The organism is Caulobacter sp. 602-2 (assembly GCF_011043625.1).
Classification (GTDB): domain Bacteria; phylum Pseudomonadota; class Alphaproteobacteria; order Caulobacterales; family Caulobacteraceae; genus Caulobacter.
On sequence record NZ_JAAKGT010000001.1, the window covers coordinates 96,184 to 114,153 of the forward strand.

14 protein-coding genes are annotated in these 17,970 nt (G+C 69.3%); 9 read left to right on the forward strand and 5 right to left on the reverse strand.

Annotated features, from left to right (window positions below; genetic code table 11):
* Nucleotides 1-14 precede the first annotated feature (14 nt).
* A complete protein-coding gene (locus G5B46_RS00345) occupies nt 15-1,112 on the reverse strand; it encodes an aldose epimerase family protein (protein ID WP_165256450.1) in 1,098 nt (365 codons plus the stop codon).
* A 195-nt stretch (nt 1,113-1,307) separates the two neighbouring features.
* Between G5B46_RS00345 and G5B46_RS00350 the strand changes: the two genes are divergently transcribed.
* Entirely contained in the window at nt 1,308-2,639 is a 1,332-nt protein-coding gene (locus G5B46_RS00350; RefSeq protein WP_165255123.1) for a sugar MFS transporter, read from the forward strand.
* A 220-nt stretch (nt 2,640-2,859) separates the two neighbouring features.
* Here the strand turns inward: G5B46_RS00350 and araD1 are convergent, their stop codons facing one another.
* Nucleotides 2,860-3,858 carry an AraD1 family protein gene (araD1, locus tag G5B46_RS00355; protein ID WP_165255124.1) on the reverse strand — a complete coding sequence of 333 codons (999 nt, stop codon included), beginning with the start codon at nt 3,856-3,858 and terminating at the stop codon, nt 2,860-2,862.
* Nucleotides 3,859-4,139: 281 nt separating this feature from the next.
* Between araD1 and G5B46_RS00360 the strand changes: the two genes are divergently transcribed.
* Both G5B46_RS00360 and G5B46_RS00365 read left to right on the forward strand, forming a co-directional pair.
* Nucleotides 4,140-4,904 (forward strand): FadR/GntR family transcriptional regulator, encoded by a 765-nt coding sequence (locus tag G5B46_RS00360; RefSeq protein ID WP_165255126.1) that lies wholly within the window; start codon nt 4,140-4,142, stop codon nt 4,902-4,904.
* A 689-nt stretch (nt 4,905-5,593) separates the two neighbouring features.
* The gene (locus tag G5B46_RS00365; RefSeq protein WP_346764849.1) at nt 5,594-7,156 is read left to right on the forward strand and encodes an alpha-N-arabinofuranosidase; all 1,563 of its coding nucleotides are present in this window, start codon (nt 5,594-5,596) and stop codon (nt 7,154-7,156) included.
* Nucleotides 7,157-7,249: 93 nt separating this feature from the next.
* On the opposite strand, the gene G5B46_RS00370 is transcribed toward G5B46_RS00365, so the two are convergent.
* The 3 genes from G5B46_RS00370 to modA form a co-directional block, all read right to left on the reverse strand.
* Nucleotides 7,250-9,307, reverse strand: a complete 2,058-nt coding sequence (locus G5B46_RS00370) for a transglycosylase domain-containing protein (protein ID WP_240903280.1) — start codon at nt 9,305-9,307, stop codon at nt 7,250-7,252.
* Nucleotides 9,308-9,409: 102 nt separating this feature from the next.
* Nucleotides 9,410-10,072 (reverse strand): molybdate ABC transporter permease subunit, encoded by a 663-nt coding sequence (gene modB / locus G5B46_RS00375; protein ID WP_165255128.1) that lies wholly within the window; start codon nt 10,070-10,072, stop codon nt 9,410-9,412.
* A gap of 5 nt (nt 10,073-10,077) precedes the next feature.
* Nucleotides 10,078-10,836 carry a molybdate ABC transporter substrate-binding protein gene (gene modA / locus G5B46_RS00380; RefSeq protein ID WP_165255129.1) on the reverse strand — a complete coding sequence of 253 codons (759 nt, stop codon included), beginning with the start codon at nt 10,834-10,836 and terminating at the stop codon, nt 10,078-10,080.
* A gap of 121 nt (nt 10,837-10,957) precedes the next feature.
* Between modA and G5B46_RS00385 the strand changes: the two genes are divergently transcribed.
* The 6 genes from G5B46_RS00385 (at nt 10,958) to nirD (ending at nt 17,967) form a co-directional block, all read left to right on the forward strand.
* Nucleotides 10,958-11,743 carry a TOBE domain-containing protein gene (locus G5B46_RS00385; protein ID WP_165255131.1) on the forward strand — a complete coding sequence of 262 codons (786 nt, stop codon included), beginning with the start codon at nt 10,958-10,960 and terminating at the stop codon, nt 11,741-11,743.
* A gap of 150 nt (nt 11,744-11,893) precedes the next feature.
* Nucleotides 11,894-12,472: an ANTAR domain-containing protein gene (locus G5B46_RS00390; RefSeq protein WP_165255134.1), complete on the forward strand. Its 579-nt coding sequence runs from the start codon at nt 11,894-11,896 to the stop codon at nt 12,470-12,472.
* Nucleotides 12,469-13,635, forward strand: coding sequence for a CmpA/NrtA family ABC transporter substrate-binding protein (locus tag G5B46_RS00395; protein ID WP_165255135.1), 1,167 nt, complete (start codon nt 12,469-12,471; stop codon nt 13,633-13,635). Before G5B46_RS00390 ends, G5B46_RS00395 begins: the two co-directional genes overlap by 4 nt.
* Nucleotides 13,636-13,900: 265 nt before the next feature.
* Nucleotides 13,901-15,121 carry a nitrate/nitrite transporter gene (locus G5B46_RS00400; RefSeq protein ID WP_165255137.1) on the forward strand — a complete coding sequence of 407 codons (1,221 nt, stop codon included), beginning with the start codon at nt 13,901-13,903 and terminating at the stop codon, nt 15,119-15,121.
* Nucleotides 15,122-15,151: 30 nt separating this feature from the next.
* Complete coding sequence (gene nirB / locus G5B46_RS00405; protein ID WP_165255138.1) at nt 15,152-17,617, forward strand: nitrite reductase large subunit NirB; 2,466 nt, start codon at nt 15,152-15,154, stop codon at nt 17,615-17,617.
* Entirely contained in the window at nt 17,614-17,967 is a 354-nt protein-coding gene (gene nirD, locus G5B46_RS00410; protein WP_165255140.1) for a nitrite reductase small subunit NirD, read from the forward strand. The genes nirB and nirD overlap by 4 nt, the downstream gene beginning before the upstream one ends.
* The last annotated feature ends 3 nt before the right edge of the window (nt 17,968-17,970 follow it).

Sequence of the window (17,970 nt, forward strand, 5' to 3'; positions counted from 1 at the left end):
CTTCTTTTTTGCGTTCATTTCTCGGTGGTGAGGCGGAAGACCATCTTGTTCTGGTAGGTCTGGCCCGGATCCAGCCGCACCGGCGCGAACTGCGGCTTGTTGGGCGCGTCGGGGAAGTGCTGCGGCTCCAGCGCGATGCCGTCGCCCTGGCGATAGATCTTGCCGCTCTTGCCGATCGTCGTGCCGTCGATGAAGTTGCCGGCGTAGAATTGGATGCCCGGCTGCTCGGTCAGGATTTCCAGCACCCGGCCGCTCTTGGGATCGGCCAGCCGCGCGCCGAGGCGAAGCGCGCCGCCCGACTTGCCCGTCAGCACGTAGTTGTGGTCGTAGCCGCGCCCGGCGACGATCTGCGGATCACTGGCGTCGCGGATCTGGTCGCCCACGGCCTTGGGCTTGCGGAAGTCGAACACCGTGCCGGCCACCGGCGTCGTCTCGCCGGTCGGGATCAGCTCGCCGTCGACGGGGCTGTAGCCGTCGGCGGGGATGGTCAGCACATTGCCCATGGCGCCGTCCGCCGAGCCCTCGCCGGCGACGTTGAACAGGGCGTGGTTGGTGATGTTGACGATGGTCGGCTTGTCGGTCGTGGCGCCGTAGGTGACCGTCAGCTGGTTCTGCTCGTCGAGCGCATAGGTCGCCGTGGTGGTCAGCGTGCCGGGATAGCCTTCCTCGCCGTCGGGGCTGACGTGCTTGAAGGTCACCGAGGCTGTCGGGCCGGCCTTGGCCTCGACCACCGTCCAGACCACCTTGTCGAAGCCTTTGACGCCGCCGTGCAGCGCGGCCACGCCGTTGTTGTTCAGCGCCAGCTGGTAGGTCTTGCCGTCCAGCGTGAACTTGCCCTTGCCGATGCGGTTGGCGAATCGGCCCACCGAGCCGCCGAAATAGTTGGCCGCCTTCACGTATTCGGCGGCGTCCTTGTAGCCGAGCACGATGTCGGCCTTCTTGCCCGCGCGGTCGGGAGCGACCAGAGCCTGCAGGGTCGCGCCATAGGTGATGACGGTGGCGCTGACGCCCTTGCCGTTGGTCAGGGTAATGGCCTCGACGGCCTGGCCGTCCGGCGTCTGGCCGAAGGACTTGCGGCTGATTTCGGCGCTCTGGGCCGCCATCGGAGCCATCAGGGGCGCGGCCCCGGCGGCGGCGAACAGGGCAAGGCTCGGCAGGGCGTGGCGCCAGGTCTTCATCGGGTTTCCTCTCAGGCGGGCCGCTCGCGCTCTCTGTCGGCGTTGACGGCCATTGGGTCGCCATATACTCAGACAAAAAATCGCCGCGCAACGTCAAGACGTCGGCGGCTCCACACGGGAGACCCGGGAATGCCCGCACCGATCACCAGCTCCGCAGGGGAAGGCGGCAGCATCCTCGCCGACCCGCGCGCCCAGCGCTCGGCCCTGACGCTGCTGGCCAGCCTCTTCTTCATGTGGGGCTTCATCACGGTCATCAACAACACCCTGCTGCCGCACCTGCGCTCGGTGTTCGACCTCAGCTACACCCAGACGACCCTGATCGAGTCGGTGTGGTTCATCGCCTACTTCTTCGCCTCGATCCCGTCGGCCAAGCTGATCGAGGCGATCGGCTACAAGAAGTCGATGGTCACGGGCCTGCTGATCATGGCCGTCGGCGCGCTCCTGATGATCCCCGCCGCGCGCATCCCGTCCTACGGCGTGGTGCTGACGGCGCTCTTCATCATCGCCTCGGGCATCACCCTGCTGCAGGTCGCCGCCAACCCCTACGTGGCCGTGGTCGGCCCGCCGGAGACGGCCTCCTCGCGCCTGAACCTGGTGCAGGCCTTCAACTCGATGGGCACCACCCTGGCCCCGCTGTTCGGCGGCTACCTTATCCTCAGCCGCAGCGCCTCGGGCAACGCCGAGGCCGGCAAGGTGCTGACCCAGGCCGAGCGCCTGGCCGACGCCCAGTCGGTGCAGCTGCCCTACCTCATCGTCGCCGTCGTGCTGGTGATCCTGGCCGTGGTGATCGGCCGCTACAAGCTGCCGGACCTGGGCGGCGCCAGCCGCAAGGCCGCCGCCGGCGAGCGCAAGAAGCACTCGCTGCTCAAGCACCGCAACCTGGTGCTTGGCATCCCGGCGATCTTCATCTACCTGATCGCCGAGATCGGGGTCTCCAACCTGTTCATCAACTTCGTGTCCGATCCCAAGATCGGCAACCTGACCCATACCCAGGCGTCGAACTACCTGTTCCTGCTGTGGGGCGGCATGATGGTCGGCCGCTTCGTCGGCAGCATCTGGATGCGCAAGGTCGACCCGGGCAAGGTGCTGGCCATCTTCTCCAGCCTGGCCTTCGTGGTGATGGTCATCACCGTCTTCGCCAGCGGCCCGGTGGCCATGTGGAGCCTGATCGCCGTGGGCCTGTTCCACTCGATCATGTTCCCCACGATCTTCACCCTGGGCATCAAGGGCCTGGGCGCCCTGACCGAGGAAGGCTCGGGCCTGCTGGTCATGGCCATCGCCGGTGGCGCGCTGGTGGTCGTCCAGGGCGTGCTGGCCGACAAGTTCGGCCTGCAGATCTCGTTCCTGCTCACCGCCGTCTGCGAACTCTACGTCCTGTTCTACGCCCTCTGGGGCAGCAAGGTGACGGTCGAGGAAGAGCCCGTCGCCCTCGAAGCCCAGTCGGCTCCGGCCGCCGAGTAAGCCGGGCAGGAGAGCGGTCCGCCGCTCTCCATCGCCCAAACGAAAAGGCCTCGCACCCTGCGGTGCGAGGCCTTTTTGCTGCGTGCTTCCTTTATCCGAGCATCCTCGCGAAGGCGGGGATCCAAGCCGGGACTGCGGGCCGAGCTGCGACCGCGCCACATCCTGAGAGACAGCTTGGGTCCCCGCCTTCGCGGGGACGCGCGGGTGAAGGAGCGAGGGATCAGAGCGCCTTCACCGTCACGGTGACCTCGGCCGGCGCCGCGTCCTGGGCCAGCGGGTTGCGCACCGGCAGGCCGAACGGCGCCGCCTCGATCTCGAACACGTCGCCGACCTGCGTCTGGAAGCCTTCGGAAAACGACAGGGTGGCCGTGCCGAAGAAGTGCACGTGCACGTCGCCCGGGCGGCGGAACAGCGCGTACTTGAAGTGGTGGTGCTCCAGGTTGGCGATGGTGTGGGACATGTTGGCCTCGCCCGACAGGAAGGGCTTTTCCCACACGGTCTCACCGCCGCGCACGATCCGGCTGGCGCCGCGCACGTCGGCCGGCAGTTCGCCGCTCAGCAGTTCCGGGCCCAGCGCCGCCTGGCGCAGCTTCGAGTGCGCCAGCCACAGATAGTTGCCGCGCTCGATCACGTGGTCGGAGAACTCGTTGGCCAGGCAGAAGCCCAGGCGATGCGGCGCGCCGTCCGGACCGATCAGGTAGACGCCGGCGATCTCGGGCTCCTCGCCGCCGTCCTTGGCGAACGAGGGCGAGGTCAGGGGCTGGCCGGGGCCGACCAGTTGCGTGCCGTCGCCCTTGTAGAACCATTCCGGCTGCACGCCTTCCTGGCCAGCGGCGGGCTTGCCGCCCTCGACGCCCATCAGGAACATCCGCATGGAGTCCGTCAGGTTCTCGCCCGACTGGGCGGCCTTGTGCATCTTGTCGCGACCCTCGGCCGAGCCCAGGTGGGTCAGGCCGGTGCCGGTCATGATCAGGTGGGCCGGGTCGACGTGATCGATCGGGGCCAGCACCCGGCCTTCCGCCAGGGCGGCGGCGACGTCGATGCTCTCGCCCAGCGGCTGGGCGGCGTCGGCCAGGCTGAGGCCCTTGTCGATGGCCAGCTGGCCCAGCGCGTACAGGGTGTCGGCGGAACCGACCTTGCGGGCCGCACCCGTCTCGTCCACCGCCGCCAGGGCGCGGGCGCCGTCGGGCGTCTTCAGCTGCACGAACCGCAGGGACATGGTCGATCCTCTCGTCTGTAATTAGTCAGACAAATAGCGATCGGCGCGGACGTGTCAAACCCGGATCGCAGGGCTCGACGCCGTCCTCGGGGCGCGGCGGCGGCCGTTCCTCCGAACTCTGTGATCCCTTCTATCACCTGATTTATCATACTTTTAAGCGCGGCCTGGACGGCGCCCGCCGGCTGGCCGGACGGTGAATTTCCTTGTCGTCAGACAATTAGTCTCGCTAGAGTCGCTTCGTGAACCGGCGGCGACGCCGTGCGGTGATTTGTGGAGGCGGCGTGGTCAAGGGCAAGGTGAGCGGCGCGGACGGCGAGTTCGAGCGCGAGGAAGGCTTCTCCGGCCGCATCCATGGCTCCATCGCGCGCACGCTCGGCATCGCCATCGTCTCGGGCCGCTACGCGCCCGGCGACGTGCTCAACAACGAGATCGACGCCAGCGAGCAGCTGAACGTCTCGCGCAGCGCCTATCGCGAGGCCATCCGCATCCTGGCCGCCAAGGGGCTGGTCGAAAGCCGTCCCAAGGCCGGCACCCGCGTCAGCCCGCGCTCGCGCTGGAGCCTGCTGGATCCCGAGGTCCTGGCCTGGTTCTTCGAGGCCGAGCCCAGCGAAGAGTTCCTGACCAGCCTGCACGAGCTGCGGATGATCGTCGAACCCTCGGCCGCCGCCCTGGCCGCCGAGCGCCGCAACGACGACCAGCTGGAGCGCATGCGCGCGGCGCTGATCCAGATGCAGCAGCACACCCTGGCCACCGAAGCCGGCCGCGCCGCCGACCGCGACTTCCACGACACCGTGCTCGAGGCCACCGACAACGAGCCGCTGCGCACCCTGTCCAGCAGCATCGGCGCGGCCGTGCGCTGGACCACCATCTTCAAGCAGCGCGACCGCGAACTGGCCCGCGACCCGATCCCCGACCACTGGAAGGTCTTCGACGCCATCGCCGCCAGCCGCCCCGACCAGGCCCGCCAGGCCATGGAACGCCTCGTTGGCCTCGCCCAAGACGACACCCGCGCCGCCATCGCCCGCCGCAGCGGCGGAGGGGTCTAGAAAGCCGGGAACTGGGAGGCGAACCGCAGATCCTCCCCCTCTGGGGAAGGTGGCCCAAAGGGCCGGTGGGGGTCAGCGCCGGAGGGCGCCGCGATGCGAACCCTCAAGGAACCTCCCCCCGTGGGGGAGGCGATCGCGCAGCGATCGGTGGGGGGAGTGATTGCGAACTCACCCGCCGTCTCGAAAGCTGAAACCGGCCCCCCACCGGCCTTCGGCCGCCTCCCCCAGAGGGGGAGGTTCGCCACCAAAGACCCTCCCCCTGAAGGGGGAGGTGGCCCGGAGGGCCGGAGGGGGAGGTTCCTGATGAGGTCGACGCGCGCCCGAACAGCAGCAATCCCTTCCTCCTCAGTCGCTCCGCGACAGCTCCCCCTTCAGGGGGGCATCTTGGACGGAGGGCCGAAGGGGGGTAGCGCTGGATGAGGCCAGTTCATGCCAGTCCTTCAGTCGGCTCCCCCTTCAGAGCGCGTCGCCACGACGAACCAGCCAAATCATCCGACAAGCCCGACCCGCCAAACCCCTCTCCATGTCTTTGTATTGCTGGCCTGCGCCGTCCGCGCGCCTCGATTGACGCTCCTCGCGGGCAAGTATACTCAGACAAATAACAAGGGGCTCCGGCGCGTCGTGCGCGCCAGGATGCGCGCCTGTCCGAGCCGGCGTCGCGCGCACGGCGAGTAGAGGGAGAGAACGACGTGAATTCCAAGATGCTCAAGCACGCCCTGATGGGCGGCGTCGCCGCGGCCCTGCTGATCGCCGGGGGCGCGGTCGCCCAGACCAAGGTCAGCGGGACTCTGCGCGCCGACCAGCCGGGCGCGGTCATCCAGCCGGAAGTCTACGGCCAGTTCGCCGAGCACCTGGGCCGGGGCATCTATGAAGGCGTCTGGGTCGGCGAGGACAGCAAGATCCCCAACATCAAGGGCTACCGCAAGGACGTGGTCGACGCCCTCAAGGCCCTGAAGGTGCCCGTCGTGCGCTGGCCGGGCGGCTGCTTCGCCGACGACTACCACTGGCGCGAAGGCATCGGCCCGCGCGACAAGCGTCCCGTCAAGGTCAACGTCATGTGGGGCGGCGTCGAGGAGCCCAACACCTTCGGCACCCACGAGTTCATGGACTTCGCCGAGCTGATCGGCACCAAGACCTATGTCGCCGGCAATGTCGGCACCGGCACCCCGCAGGAGATGTCGGAGTGGGTCGAATACCTGACCTCGCCGACCAATTCCTCGATCGCCAACATGCGCCGCGCCAACGGCCGCGACAAACCCTGGAAGGTCGACTTCTTCGGCGTCGGCAACGAGAACTGGGGCTGCGGCGGCCAGATGACGGCCGAGCACTACACCAACCTCTATCGCAACTTCGCCGAGTTCGTCCGCGCCCCGCGCGGCAATCGCCCGGTGAAGGTCGCCGCCGGTCCCAACGCCGAGGACTACAACTGGACCGAGGTCCTGATGAAGGGCGCGGCCAAGAACATGAACGCGCTCAGCCTGCACTACTACGTCATCCCGACCGGCAACTGGACCAAGAAGGGTTCGGCCACCGTGTTCGACGAGCAGGGCTGGGGCGACACCATGGTCCAGGCCCTGAAGATGGAAGAGCTGGTCACCAGGCACAGCGCGGTGATGGACAAGTACGACCCCGAGAAGAAGGTCGGCCTCTATGTCGACGAATGGGGCGTCTGGTACGACGTCGAGCCGGGCACCGAGCCGGGCTTCCTCTATCAGCAGAACACCATGCGCGACGCCGTGGTGGCCGCCGTGACCCTGAACATCTTCCACAAGCACGCCGACCGGGTGCGCCTGGCCGCCATCGCCCAGATGGTCAACGTGCTGCAGGCGATGATCCTGACCGACAAGGAAAAGATGGTCCTGACGCCCACCTACTGGGTGTTCGACCTCTATAAGCCCTTCCAGGGCGCGACCCTGCTGCCGGTCGAGATCGACACCCCGCAGTACGTGGTCGGCAAGTCGTCGGTCCCGGCCGTGACCGCTTCGGCGGGCAAGGGAACGGACGGCGCGGTGCACGTGGCGCTGGTCAATCTCGACCCCAACAAGCCGGCGACGGTCACCGTCAAGCTCTCTGGCTCGACCGCCAAGACCGCCAAGGGCCGGGTGCTCACGGGTCCTGAAATGGCCTCGCGCAACACCTTCGAAAAGCCCGACGCGGTCAAGCCGGCCGAGTTCAAGGGCGCGACCATCAAGGGCGACACCCTGACGGCCACCCTGCCGGCCAAGTCGGTCGTGGTGCTGGATCTGAACTAAACCCCCTCTCCCAGAGGGAGAGGGAGGGGCCCAGGCGATAGCCTGGGAGGGTGAGGGGTTAGGAACGTCGGCCGTTCCTGACCCCTTCGCTTTTTACGGAAGGTTCGTCGGGCCGCGAGGCTCGGCCGGCGGCGGCGGCGGCGCCGGCGCGGCCGGAGCCGGAACCACCGGCGCCGGCGCGGTCGGATCGGCCGCAGCCAGGCCCTCGACCGGCGCGGCCTCGGGCGGCAGCGGCAGGCCGTCCGGTCCCAGGATCGGCTCGGCCAGGCTGGCGTCCTCGGCGGCGGTGATCGCGTCGTCTTCCGGCGGCTTGGGAGCGCCGCCAGTGGCCGAAAGGGCGAAGGCCTTCCAGATCTTGGCCGGCAGGCCGCCGCCGACCACGCCGTTCATGGCGCTGTTGTCGTCGTTGCCGACCCAGACGCCGATGACCAGGTCGCCGACATAGCCGACGAAGATCGCGTCGCGATAACCTTGCGTCGTGCCGGTCTTGCCGAAGGCGCCGGGAATGGCGGCCTCGACGCCCGTGCCGCGATGCACGGCCGAGCGCAGCAGGTCGCGCATGCCGGCCAGTTCGCTCTTCGACAGGGCGCGGGCCTTCTTCGGGGCCTTCCAGTCGGCCAGGCCGTGCGGCGTCACGGGCGTCTCGCCCGCGGCGATGGCGGCGTAGGCGCCGGTCAGCTGCACCAGGCTCATCGGGCCGGTGCCGAGCGCCAGGGTCAGGTCGTCGGGGATCGGCTCGGTGACGCCCAGGTCGCGGGCGGTGTCGACAATGGCCTTGCGGCCGACCTGCTGGGCCAGGCGCACGGCCGCCACGTTGGACGAGCCGGCGAAGGCGGTGATCAGCGGCACTTCGCGGCCGGCGTACTTGCCCTCGTGGTTCTTCGGGCTCCAGCCGCGCACGTCGACCGGCGCGTCGAGGATCGGCGAGGTCGGGGTCATGCCCTGGCGGATGGCGGCCAGGTACACGAACAGCTTGAAGGCGCTGCCCGGCTGGCGACCGGCGTCGGCGCGGTTGAACTGGCTCTGCTTGTAGTCGCGGCCGCCGACCATGGCCACGACGCTGCCGTCGGTGCGCATGGCCACAAGCGCGCCCTGGGTGACGTTCAGCACCTTGCCGTCACGGGCGATGGCGTCGTTGAGGATCTTCTCGGCCTTGGCCTGCAGCTTGGCGTCCAGCGTCGTCTTGACGATGGTCTCGCCGTAGCGGGCGTCATAGGCGGCGCGGGCCTGCGGGAACACCCAGTCGGCGAAGTACGAGCCGGTCGGCAGCTTCTCGCGCTCGGGGATCGGATGCATGTCGCGCTTGGCCTTGTCGGCCTGCGCCTGCGTGATCACCTCGGTCTCGACCATGGCGCCCAGCACCACGTCCATGCGCTCGCGGGCGCCTTCGAAGTTTTCGGTCGGCGCCAGGCGCGAGGGGGCCTTGACCATGCCGGCCAGCATGGCGGCCTGGCCGACCGAGAGCTTCTCGGGCGTGGTGTCGAAATAGTGCCGGGCCGCGGCGCGCAGGCCAAAGGCGCCTTCGCCGAAATAGACCGCCGACAGGTAGCGCGACAGGATCTCTTCCTTCGAGAGCCTGGCTTCCAGCCACAGGGCGATCAGGGCTTCCTGGGCCTTCCGGCGAAGATTGCGGTCGCTGCTCAGGAAGGCGTTCTTGGCCAGTTGCTGGGTGATGGTCGAGCCGCCTTCGGAGACGCCGCCGGCCTTGGCGTTGGCGCCCAAGGCCCGGGCGATCGCCTTGGGGTCGATACCCATGTGCTTGTAGAAGCGACGGTCCTCGATGGCGATGAAGGCGCCGGGAACATAGGCCGGCAGCTTGGCTGCCTCGATCGGGGCTTCCTTGTACGAGCCGCGGCGGGCGATCGGCGTGCCGTCCGAGGCCAGCAGCACCATGGTCGGATTGTTGGCCGGCTCCAGCGCCCGGCCCAGCGGCAGCGACCAGAGGAGCCAGGTCACGACCGCCACGATCGCCAGCACCACGACGCCGGCGCCGATCTGCCAGGGACGCTGCTTCCAGATCGGAACCCGCCTGGGCTTCGCCGGCTCGTCGGCGATGGGCGTCGGCGCCTCGGGGGCGGCCTCGGCGACGGTGTCGGGCGCCTTGTCCTCGGCGTCGTCGGGACCGGTTTGCGTAGCGGCGGGATCGGACATGCGCGATGGGACTCGAAAAGGACGCCGATGGAAGCGAGGCGCGTCAATACCACAGGCGAGGCGACCGCCCAGCCCACAAGCTCTATTTGGGGAAACGCCGGTTCAGGCCGGAGCGCTCCGTCGCTTTTCAAGCAAGAGCAGCGTCAGGGCCGCCAGGAAGCCGAACGCCAGCAGCAGGGCCGACAGCTGGTGGGCCTTGTCCCACTCCAGGCTCTCGACCAGCCGGTAGATCTCGATCGACAGCACCTGGGTCTCGCCCGGAATGCCGCCGCCCAGCATCATCACCACGCCGAACTCGCCGATGGTGTGGGCGAAGGCCAGCAGGGCGGCGACCGCGTAGCCGGGCAGGGCCAGGGGCAGGGCCACGCGGATGAAGGTGTCGATCTTGTTCGCGCCCAGGGTCGCGGCGACTTCCAGCGGCTCGTCGCCGATGGCCAGGAAGGCGTTGCGCAGCGGCTGCACGGCGAAGGGCAGGGAGTAGACCAGCGAGCCGATCACCAGCCCCTCGAAGGTGAAGGCCAGGGTGCGGATCCCCAGCGGCCGCAGCAGCGCCATCAGCGGGCTTTCAGGACCGAGCGCGATCAGGAGGTAGAAGCCAAGCACCGTGGGCGGCAGCACGATGGGCAGGGCGACCAGCGCGCCGATGACCGGCTTCACCGGCGAGCGTCCCCGCGCCAGCCACCACGCCAGCGGCGTCGCCAGCGCCAGCAGCAGCACGGTGGTGACCGTCGCCAGCTTCAGGGTCAGCCAGACGACCTCGACCATGGTGTTCAGCGCACCTCGTAGCCGTAGCGGCGGATGATCGCCTTGGCCTCGCGACCCTTCAGGAAGGTCATGAACGCCTTGGCCGCATCGCTGCCGGCGCCGGTCTTCAGCAGAACGGCCTGCTGGTCGATCGGCGTGTGGTCGGCCTTGGGCACGACCCAGCGCGAGCCGCCCTTGTCGTCGACGACCTGCGACAGGGCCACGAAGCCCAGCTCGGCCGCGCCGGTCTGGACGTACTGATACGCCTGGGTGATCGACGAGCCGGTGACGATCTTGGGCTTCAGGCCCTCGTAAAGCTTCAGCCTGGTCAGGGTCTCGACGGCGGCCAGACCGTAGGGCGCCGCCTTCGGGTCGGCGATCGACAGCTTCTCGAACCTGCCCTTGGCCAGCACCGCGCCCTGGCCGTCGACCAGGCCAGGCGTCTTGCTCCACAGCACCAGTCGTCCGGTGGCGTAGGTGAAGCGCGAGCCGGTCACGGCCAGGCCGTCGGCCTCGGCCTTCTGCGGCCGCTCGACGTCGGCCGACAGAAAGACCTCGTAGGGCGCGCCGTTGGCGATCTGGGCGTAGAACTGGCCGGACGAGCCGAAGCTCAGGGTGGCCTTGTGGCCGGTGGCCTTCTCGAACCGGGCGGCGATGGCCTTGGCCGGCTCGGTGAAGTTGGCGGCCACCGCGACCTTGGTCTCGCCAGCGAAGGCTGCGCCGGCGACCATCGACAGCGCCGCGGCGAGGGCGGCGGCGATCAGGGGGCGGCGGGCGAGAGACATCGGCGGCTCGGATCTGGCGGATATGTAAAGCGAGTACATAACGAGCTTTGGCCCACTGTCAGGCTGTTTTTTCGGGCGCTCCCGGGCGACAAGCGGTCGAACGGAGTCGGAAAGGATGTCGATGAGCGGAGCGGGCGATCTGAGCGCCAGCCTGATCCTGCGGCGCGGCGCCCTGGCCCGTGTCGGACTGGAGCGCGTGGCCCTGATCGAGGCGGTGGCCGAGCTCGGCTCGATCAGCGCCGCCGCCAAGCGCCTGGACCTGTCCTACAAGGGCGCGTGGGACGCCGTGCAGGCGCTCAACAACCTGTTCGACGCGCCGCTGATCGCCGCCGGGGCCGGAGGCCGCGCGGGCGGCGGCGCGCAGGTCACGCCGCGAGGCCACGCCGTGGTGCGGGCTTTTCGCGACATGGAACGCGAGGTGGGGGCGGCGCTGGCGCGGCTGGAGGCCGGCCTGGCGTCGGAGGTCGGCGAGGACCTGTTCTGGAGTCTTGGCCTGCGCACCAGCGCCCGCAACGCTCTTCGCGGGACGGTCGTCGCCTTGGCGCCTTTGGGCGTGACCGTCGAGGTGCGGCTGGCCATCGGCGGGGGCGTCGAGATCGCCTCGGTGATCACCCGTCGCAGCGTCGAGGAACTGGGCCTGGCCGTCGGGCGGCCGGCGGTGGCGCTGATCAAGTCGAGCTTCGTGCGTCTCGTATCCGATGCGCAGGCCGGCGTGGACGGCAATGTGCTGGCGGGAGAGGTTCTCGACCGCGAGGACGGCGAGGCCGCCAGCGAGGTCGTGGTCGCGCTGCCTGGGGACAAGACCCTGGTCGCCACCGTTCCGACCGCGCTGGTCGCCGGCCTGGCGCCGGGCGTGTCGGTCCACGCCGTGATCGCCCCGTCGGACGTGATCCTGGCGGTCGATTAGCGGGGCGCCGCCCTTGGTCGCAGAGGCGCGGGCGCTCGCCTGCTCTAGCAATACGCAGCGGCGCCCGCTGATTGAGCGGAACTGTGTTCGAGCGTGACCGTGGCCGCAAAACGCTCCCCCGGGGCGTCCATGGTCCTTAGGGCGTTGGGCATGCGCGTTCTCGTCATTGATCCGGATCCGGCCCGCGCCGCCCTGGTGGCGGAGGGGCTCGAGGGCGTGCATCCGCTGGAGGTGCGCCGGTCGGCGCGCTTCGACGAGCGCGAGGCGGTCGAGTTCGCGCCCGACGTCGTGGTCATCGCCGCCGAGAGCCCCGACCGCGACACGCTGGAAAGCCTGCGTGAAGCCAGCCAGTCCAACCCGCGCCCGGTCGTGATGTTCGTCGATCGCTCCGAGCCGGGCCTGGCCGAACAGGCGGTGCGCGCGGGCGTGGCCGCCTATGTCGTCGACGGCCTGGCGCCGGCCCGCGTGCGGCCGATCCTGGACGTGGCCATGAGCCGCTTCGCCTTGACCCAGCAGCTTCGCGGCGACCTGGCCAAGGTCAAGGCTGACCTGGAGTCTCGCAAGACGGTCGAGCGCGCCAAGGGTCTCCTGATGAAGGAGCGCGGTCTCGACGAGGACGGCGCCTATCGCCTGCTGCGCAAGCTGGCCATGGACCGGGGCAAGCCGATCGGGGCGATCGCGGCCGACCTGCTGGCCTTCGCCGGGGTGCTGAAGGGGGACGCGTCTTGAGCGGGCTGGCCGATCTGAAGCTGGGCTTCATTCCGCTGACCGACTGCGCGCCGCTGGTGGTCGCCAAGTCTCTCGGCTTCTTCGCCGAGGAGGGGCTCGACGTTTCGCTCAGCCGGGAAGCCTCGTGGGCGACCATCCGCGACAAGGTCGCCGTCGGCGCGCTCGACGGCGCCCATATGTTGGCCCCGATGGCCCTGGCGGCCGCGGCCGGCGCCTCGGGCGGCCTTACGCTGGACGTCGGTCCGTCGCTGATCGCGCCGATGGCCCTGAACCGCAACGGCAGCGCCATCACCGTCTCGAAGGGGCTGGCCGCCGCCATGCGCGCTGCGGACCCGGAAGCGATGGCCGGACAGCCGGCCTCGGCCAGGGCCTTGGCGCGCGTCATCGCCGAGCGGGCGGGGCAGGGCGGCGCACCGCTGACCTTCGCCGTCGTCTTCCCGTACTCGATGCACAATTACGAGCTGCGCTATTGGCTGGCTCAGGCCGGGATCGATCCCGACAAGGACGTACGCCTGGTCGTCACGCCGCCGCCGCGCATGGTCGAGCAGATGCGGGCTGGCGATATCGACGGCTTCTGCGTCGGCGCGCCCTGGAACGCCGTCGCCGAGCGCGAAGGGCTGGGCGAGATCGTCATTACCGCCTCGACCTTCTGGCCGGGCGGTCCCGACAAGGTCTTCGGCGTCACCGAGGCCTGGGCGCACCACTATCCCGACGAATTGCGGGCGGCGCTGCGAGCGCTGATCCGGGCCTCGGCCTGGGCCGACGAGCCGGCCAATCGCCAGGACCTGATCGCCCTGCTGGCGCGGCCGGAGCACGTCGGCGTATCGCCCGAGGTGCTGGGCCGGGCCCTGACCGACGAGATCGTGTTCCACCGAGACGGGGCCGGGGTGCCCAGGCGCGAGCATGCGCTCTGGTTCCTGTCGCAGATGGTGCGTTGGGGGCAGGTGTCCGCCGGCGCCGACCTCGAGGCGGCCGCCGACGCGGTCTACCGGCCCGACATGTTCCGCGCCGCGGCGCTGTCCGCCGGTCCGATGCTGGAGCCGGCCCAAGTCTTCGCCGATGGGCCGGGCGAACTGGCGCCGCTGTTCGAGGGACCGGCCTTCGATTCCCGGCGTGCAGGCCCTTACGCCGCGGCGTTCTCGATCGGTCGCGCCCGGGCCTGAGCGGCCTTGGGGCGCATCAGCGCTTCGCATCTGCACAATTGAAGGGCGCCGCTGGCGCCTTTTTGCTGAGCAACCAAGCGGGGCGTGCGTTGTGCGGGCCATGGCCCTTTACAGCCCGTGACATCCGTCCCCGGACCGATGTTCAGTGAGCTCAAGCCTTCGGACAACGGCGTCCGTGGCTGCCAGAGACGACCGCTCGGATGCGGTCACCCGACGAGGCGACGACGCCTCGCTCTTGCAGACACGCAACACTCCGAGGCGCATCATGATCTCTCGTGACTTCCTCAAGGCCGGCCACACGCCGACTCTGTTCGCCGCGTTCCTCTATTTCGACCTGTCGTTCATGGTCTGGGTGATCCTGGGCCCGCTGGGCGTGGCCATCGCCAAGGATTTCGGGCTCGACCCCGCCCAGAAGGGCCTGATGGTCGCCATCCCCGTACTGGCCGGCGCGCTGCTACGCCTGGTCAACGGCATCCTGGTCGATCGCATCGGCCCCAAGAAGACCGGCATGATCGGCCAACTGATCGTGCTGACCGGCCTGGCCGTCGCCTGGTCGCTGGGCGTGCACAACTACCACCAGATCCTGGCGCTGGGCGTGGTGCTGGGCGTGGCCGGCGCCTCGTTCGCCGTCGCCCTGCCGCTGGCTTCACGCTGGTATCCGCAGGAGCACCAGGGCCTGGCCCTGGGCATCGCCGGCGCCGGCAACTCGGGCACGGCCCTGGCCGCCCTGTTCGCGCCGATGCTGGCCAAGACCTTCGGCTGGCAGAACGTCATCGGCCTGGCCGCCATCCCGCTCGCCATCGCCTTCGTCGTCTACATGCTGCTGGCCAAGGACGCCCCCGAGCAGCCTGCGCCCAAGAAGCTGGCCGAGTATCTCGACGTGCTGAAGGTTCCGGACGCCTGGTGGCTGATGCTGCTCTACGGCGTCACCTTCGGAGGTTTCGTGGGCCTAGCTTCGTCGCTGACGATCTACTTCAACGCCGAGTACGGCCTGGACCCGGTGATCGCCGGCTTCTTCACCGCCGCCTGCGTCTTCGCCGGCTCGTTCATCCGCCCGGTCGGCGGCGCCCTGGCCGACCGTCACGGCGGCGTGCGCACCCTGAGCATCGTCTACGCCCTGGCGGCGCTTGGCCTGGGCGTCGCCAGCTTCAAGCTGCCGACCGCCTGGTTCGCCCTGGCGGCCCTGATGTTCTCGATGCTGGCGCTGGGCGCCGGCAATGGCGCGGTGTTCCAGCTGGCGCCCCAGCGTTTCCGCAAGGAGATCGGCGTCATGACCGGCCTGATCGGCATGACCGGCGGCATCGGCGGCTTCTACCTGGCCTCGACCCTCGGCCTCGCCAAGAAGCTGACCGGCGACTACCAGATCGGCTTTCTCGGCTTCGCGGCCCTGGCGCTGTTCGCGCTGCTGGCCCTGCACGGACTGAAGGCCCGCTGGCGCGCCGTCTGGCCGACCCTGCACGGCGACGCCGCCCCGGTCCGCGTCTGACCTCCCATTCCTCCGCAACGAGCTAGAACCATGACCAAGGAAAAGCTGGTCGTCATCGGCAACGGCATGGCCGGTTGCCGGGCGGTCGAGGAAATCCTCAAGCGCGATCCCGAGCGCTACGACATCGCCATCTTCGGCGCCGAGCCGCGGGTGAACTACAACCGCATCATGCTTTCGCCGGTGCTGGCCGGCGAGAAGACCTTCGACGACATCGTCATCAACGACGAGGCCTGGTACCGCGACAACGGCATCGCACTGCATGCCGGCCGCTGGGTCACCGGGGTCGATCTGGAAGGGCGCAAGGTGATCGCCGAGGGCGGCCTGGAGGTCGCCTACGACAAGCTGATCCTGGCCACCGGCTCGGACCCGTTCCGCCTGCCGCTGCCCGGCGCGGACCTGTCGGGGGTGGTCACCTTCCGCGACCTCGACGACGTCGACGCCATGATCGCCGCCTCGGCCAAGCCCGGCGCCCGCGCCGTGGTCATCGGCGGCGGCCTGTTGGGCCTGGAAGCCGCCTACGGCCTGGCCCGTCGCGGCATGGGCGCCACGGTCGTGCACCTGATGGACGTGCTCATGGAGCGCCAGCTCGATGAGAGCGCCGGCTACCTGCTGCGCGAGGCCCTGCTGGAGCGCGGCGTCGAGACCGTGCTCGGCGCCCACTCCGAGGCCATCGTCGGCGAGGACGGCAAGGTCACGGGCCTGAAGCTGAAGGACGGCCGGGTCCTGCCTTGCGACATCCTGGTGATGGCCGTCGGCATCCGTCCGAACGCCACCTTGGCCAAGGCTTCTGGGCTGCAGGTCAACCGCGGCATCATCGTCGACGACGCCATGCGCACCTCCGATCCGGCGGTGTTCTCGGTCGGCGAATGCGTCGAGCACCGCGGCAATTGCTACGGCCTGGTGGCCCCCATCTGGGACATGTGCCGGGCGCTGGCCGAGGAACTGACCGACGGCGAGGGCGCCTATCAAGGCTCGGTCCTGTCGACCCGCCTGAAGGTCTCGGGCGTCGACGTGTTCTCGGCCGGCAAATTCGCCGGCGGCGAGGGCTGCGAGGACATCGTGTTCCGCGACGCCGCCCGGGGCGTCTACAAGCGCGTGGTCATCGAGGACGGCCGGGTCGCCGGCGCGGTGCTGTTCGGCGATGCGGCCGACGGCGGCTGGTACTTCGACCTGATGAAGGCCGGGACCGACGTCGCCGAAATCCGCGACACCATCATCTTCGGCCAGGCGATCACGGAGGGGCTGTCCGGCCTGGACCCTAGCGCGGCCGTTGCGGCCATGCCCGACACGCAGGAAATCTGCGGCTGCAACGGCGTCTGCAAGGGTGCGATCACCTCGGCCATCACCGCCCAGGGCCTGACCACGCTGGACGACGTGCGGGCGGTCACCAAGGCTTCGGCCTCGTGCGGCTCGTGCACGCCGCTGGTCGAGCAGGTCATCAAGGCCACGCTGGGCGACGGCTTCAAGGTGCAGACCGGCCCCAAGCCGATGTGCAAGTGCACCTCGCATCCGCACGGGGCGGTCCGCGAGGCGATCCTCGCCAAGGACCTGAAGTCCATGCCCGCGGTGATGCAGGCCATGGAGTGGACCACGCCCGACGGCTGCGCCTCGTGCCGCCCGGCCCTGAACTACTACCTGCTGTGCGCCTGGCCCGGTGAGTATGTCGACGACAGCCAGTCGCGCTTCATCAACGAGCGGGTCCACGCCAACATCCAGAAGGACGGCACCTATTCCGTCGTTCCGCGGATGTGGGGCGGGATGACCACCCCCGACGAACTGCGCGCCATCGCCGACGTCGCCGACAAGTACGCGATCCCGGCGGTGAAGGTGACCGGCGGCCAGCGTATCGACCTGCTGGGCGTCCAGAAGGACGACCTGCCGGCGGTGTGGGCCGACCTCAACGCCGCGGGCATGGTCAGCGGGCACGCCTACGCCAAGGGCCTGCGCACGGTGAAGACCTGCGTCGGCTCGGAGTGGTGCCGGTTCGGCACCCAGGACTCCACGGGCCTGGGCGTCAAGCTCGAGAAGTTCATGTGGGGCTCGTGGGCGCCGGCCAAGGTCAAGCTGGCCGTCTCGGGCTGTCCCCGCAACTGCGCGGAGTCGACCTGCAAGGACATCGGCGTGATCTGCGTCGACAGCGGTTACGAGATCCATGTCGGCGGCGCGGCCGGCCTGCACATCCAGGGCACGCAACTGCTGACCAAGGTGGCCACCGAAGAGGAGGCGATCCAGCTGATCTCGGCGGTCATGCAGATGTACCGCGAAGGCGGCTGGTACCTGGAGCGGATCTACAAGTGGATGGCCCGCATCGGCCTGGAGACGATCCACGCCGCCACGGTCGAGGACCTCGACAACCGCGCGGCGCTGTTCGCCCGGTTCGTGAAGTCGCAGGAGACCGCCCAGGTCGATCCGTGGGCCGAGCGCGCCAGCAAGGGCGTCGAGGCCGGTGAATTCGCCCCGATGGCGACGCTTCCGATGGGGATGGCTGCGGAATGACGATCCAGACTTTCGACATCGATCCGGCCTGGCACGACGTCGGCGCCGTCACCGACATTCCCGAGCGCGGGTCGCGCCGGGTGGCGACGGCGCAGGGCGACGTGGCGGTGTTCCGCACCGGCGACGGCCAGATCTTCGCCCTGGTCGACCGCTGCCCGCACAAGCACGGTCCCTTGAGCCAAGGCATCGTCCACGGCCACGGCGTGACCTGCCCGCTGCACAGCTGGGTCATCGACCTGGCCACCGGCCAGCCCACCGGCGCCGACGCCGGCAAGGGCTGCACGCCGGTCGTTCCGGTGCGGGTGCAGGACGGCCGCGTCCTGCTGGCCCAGCCGGTGATGGCGGGCTGACGC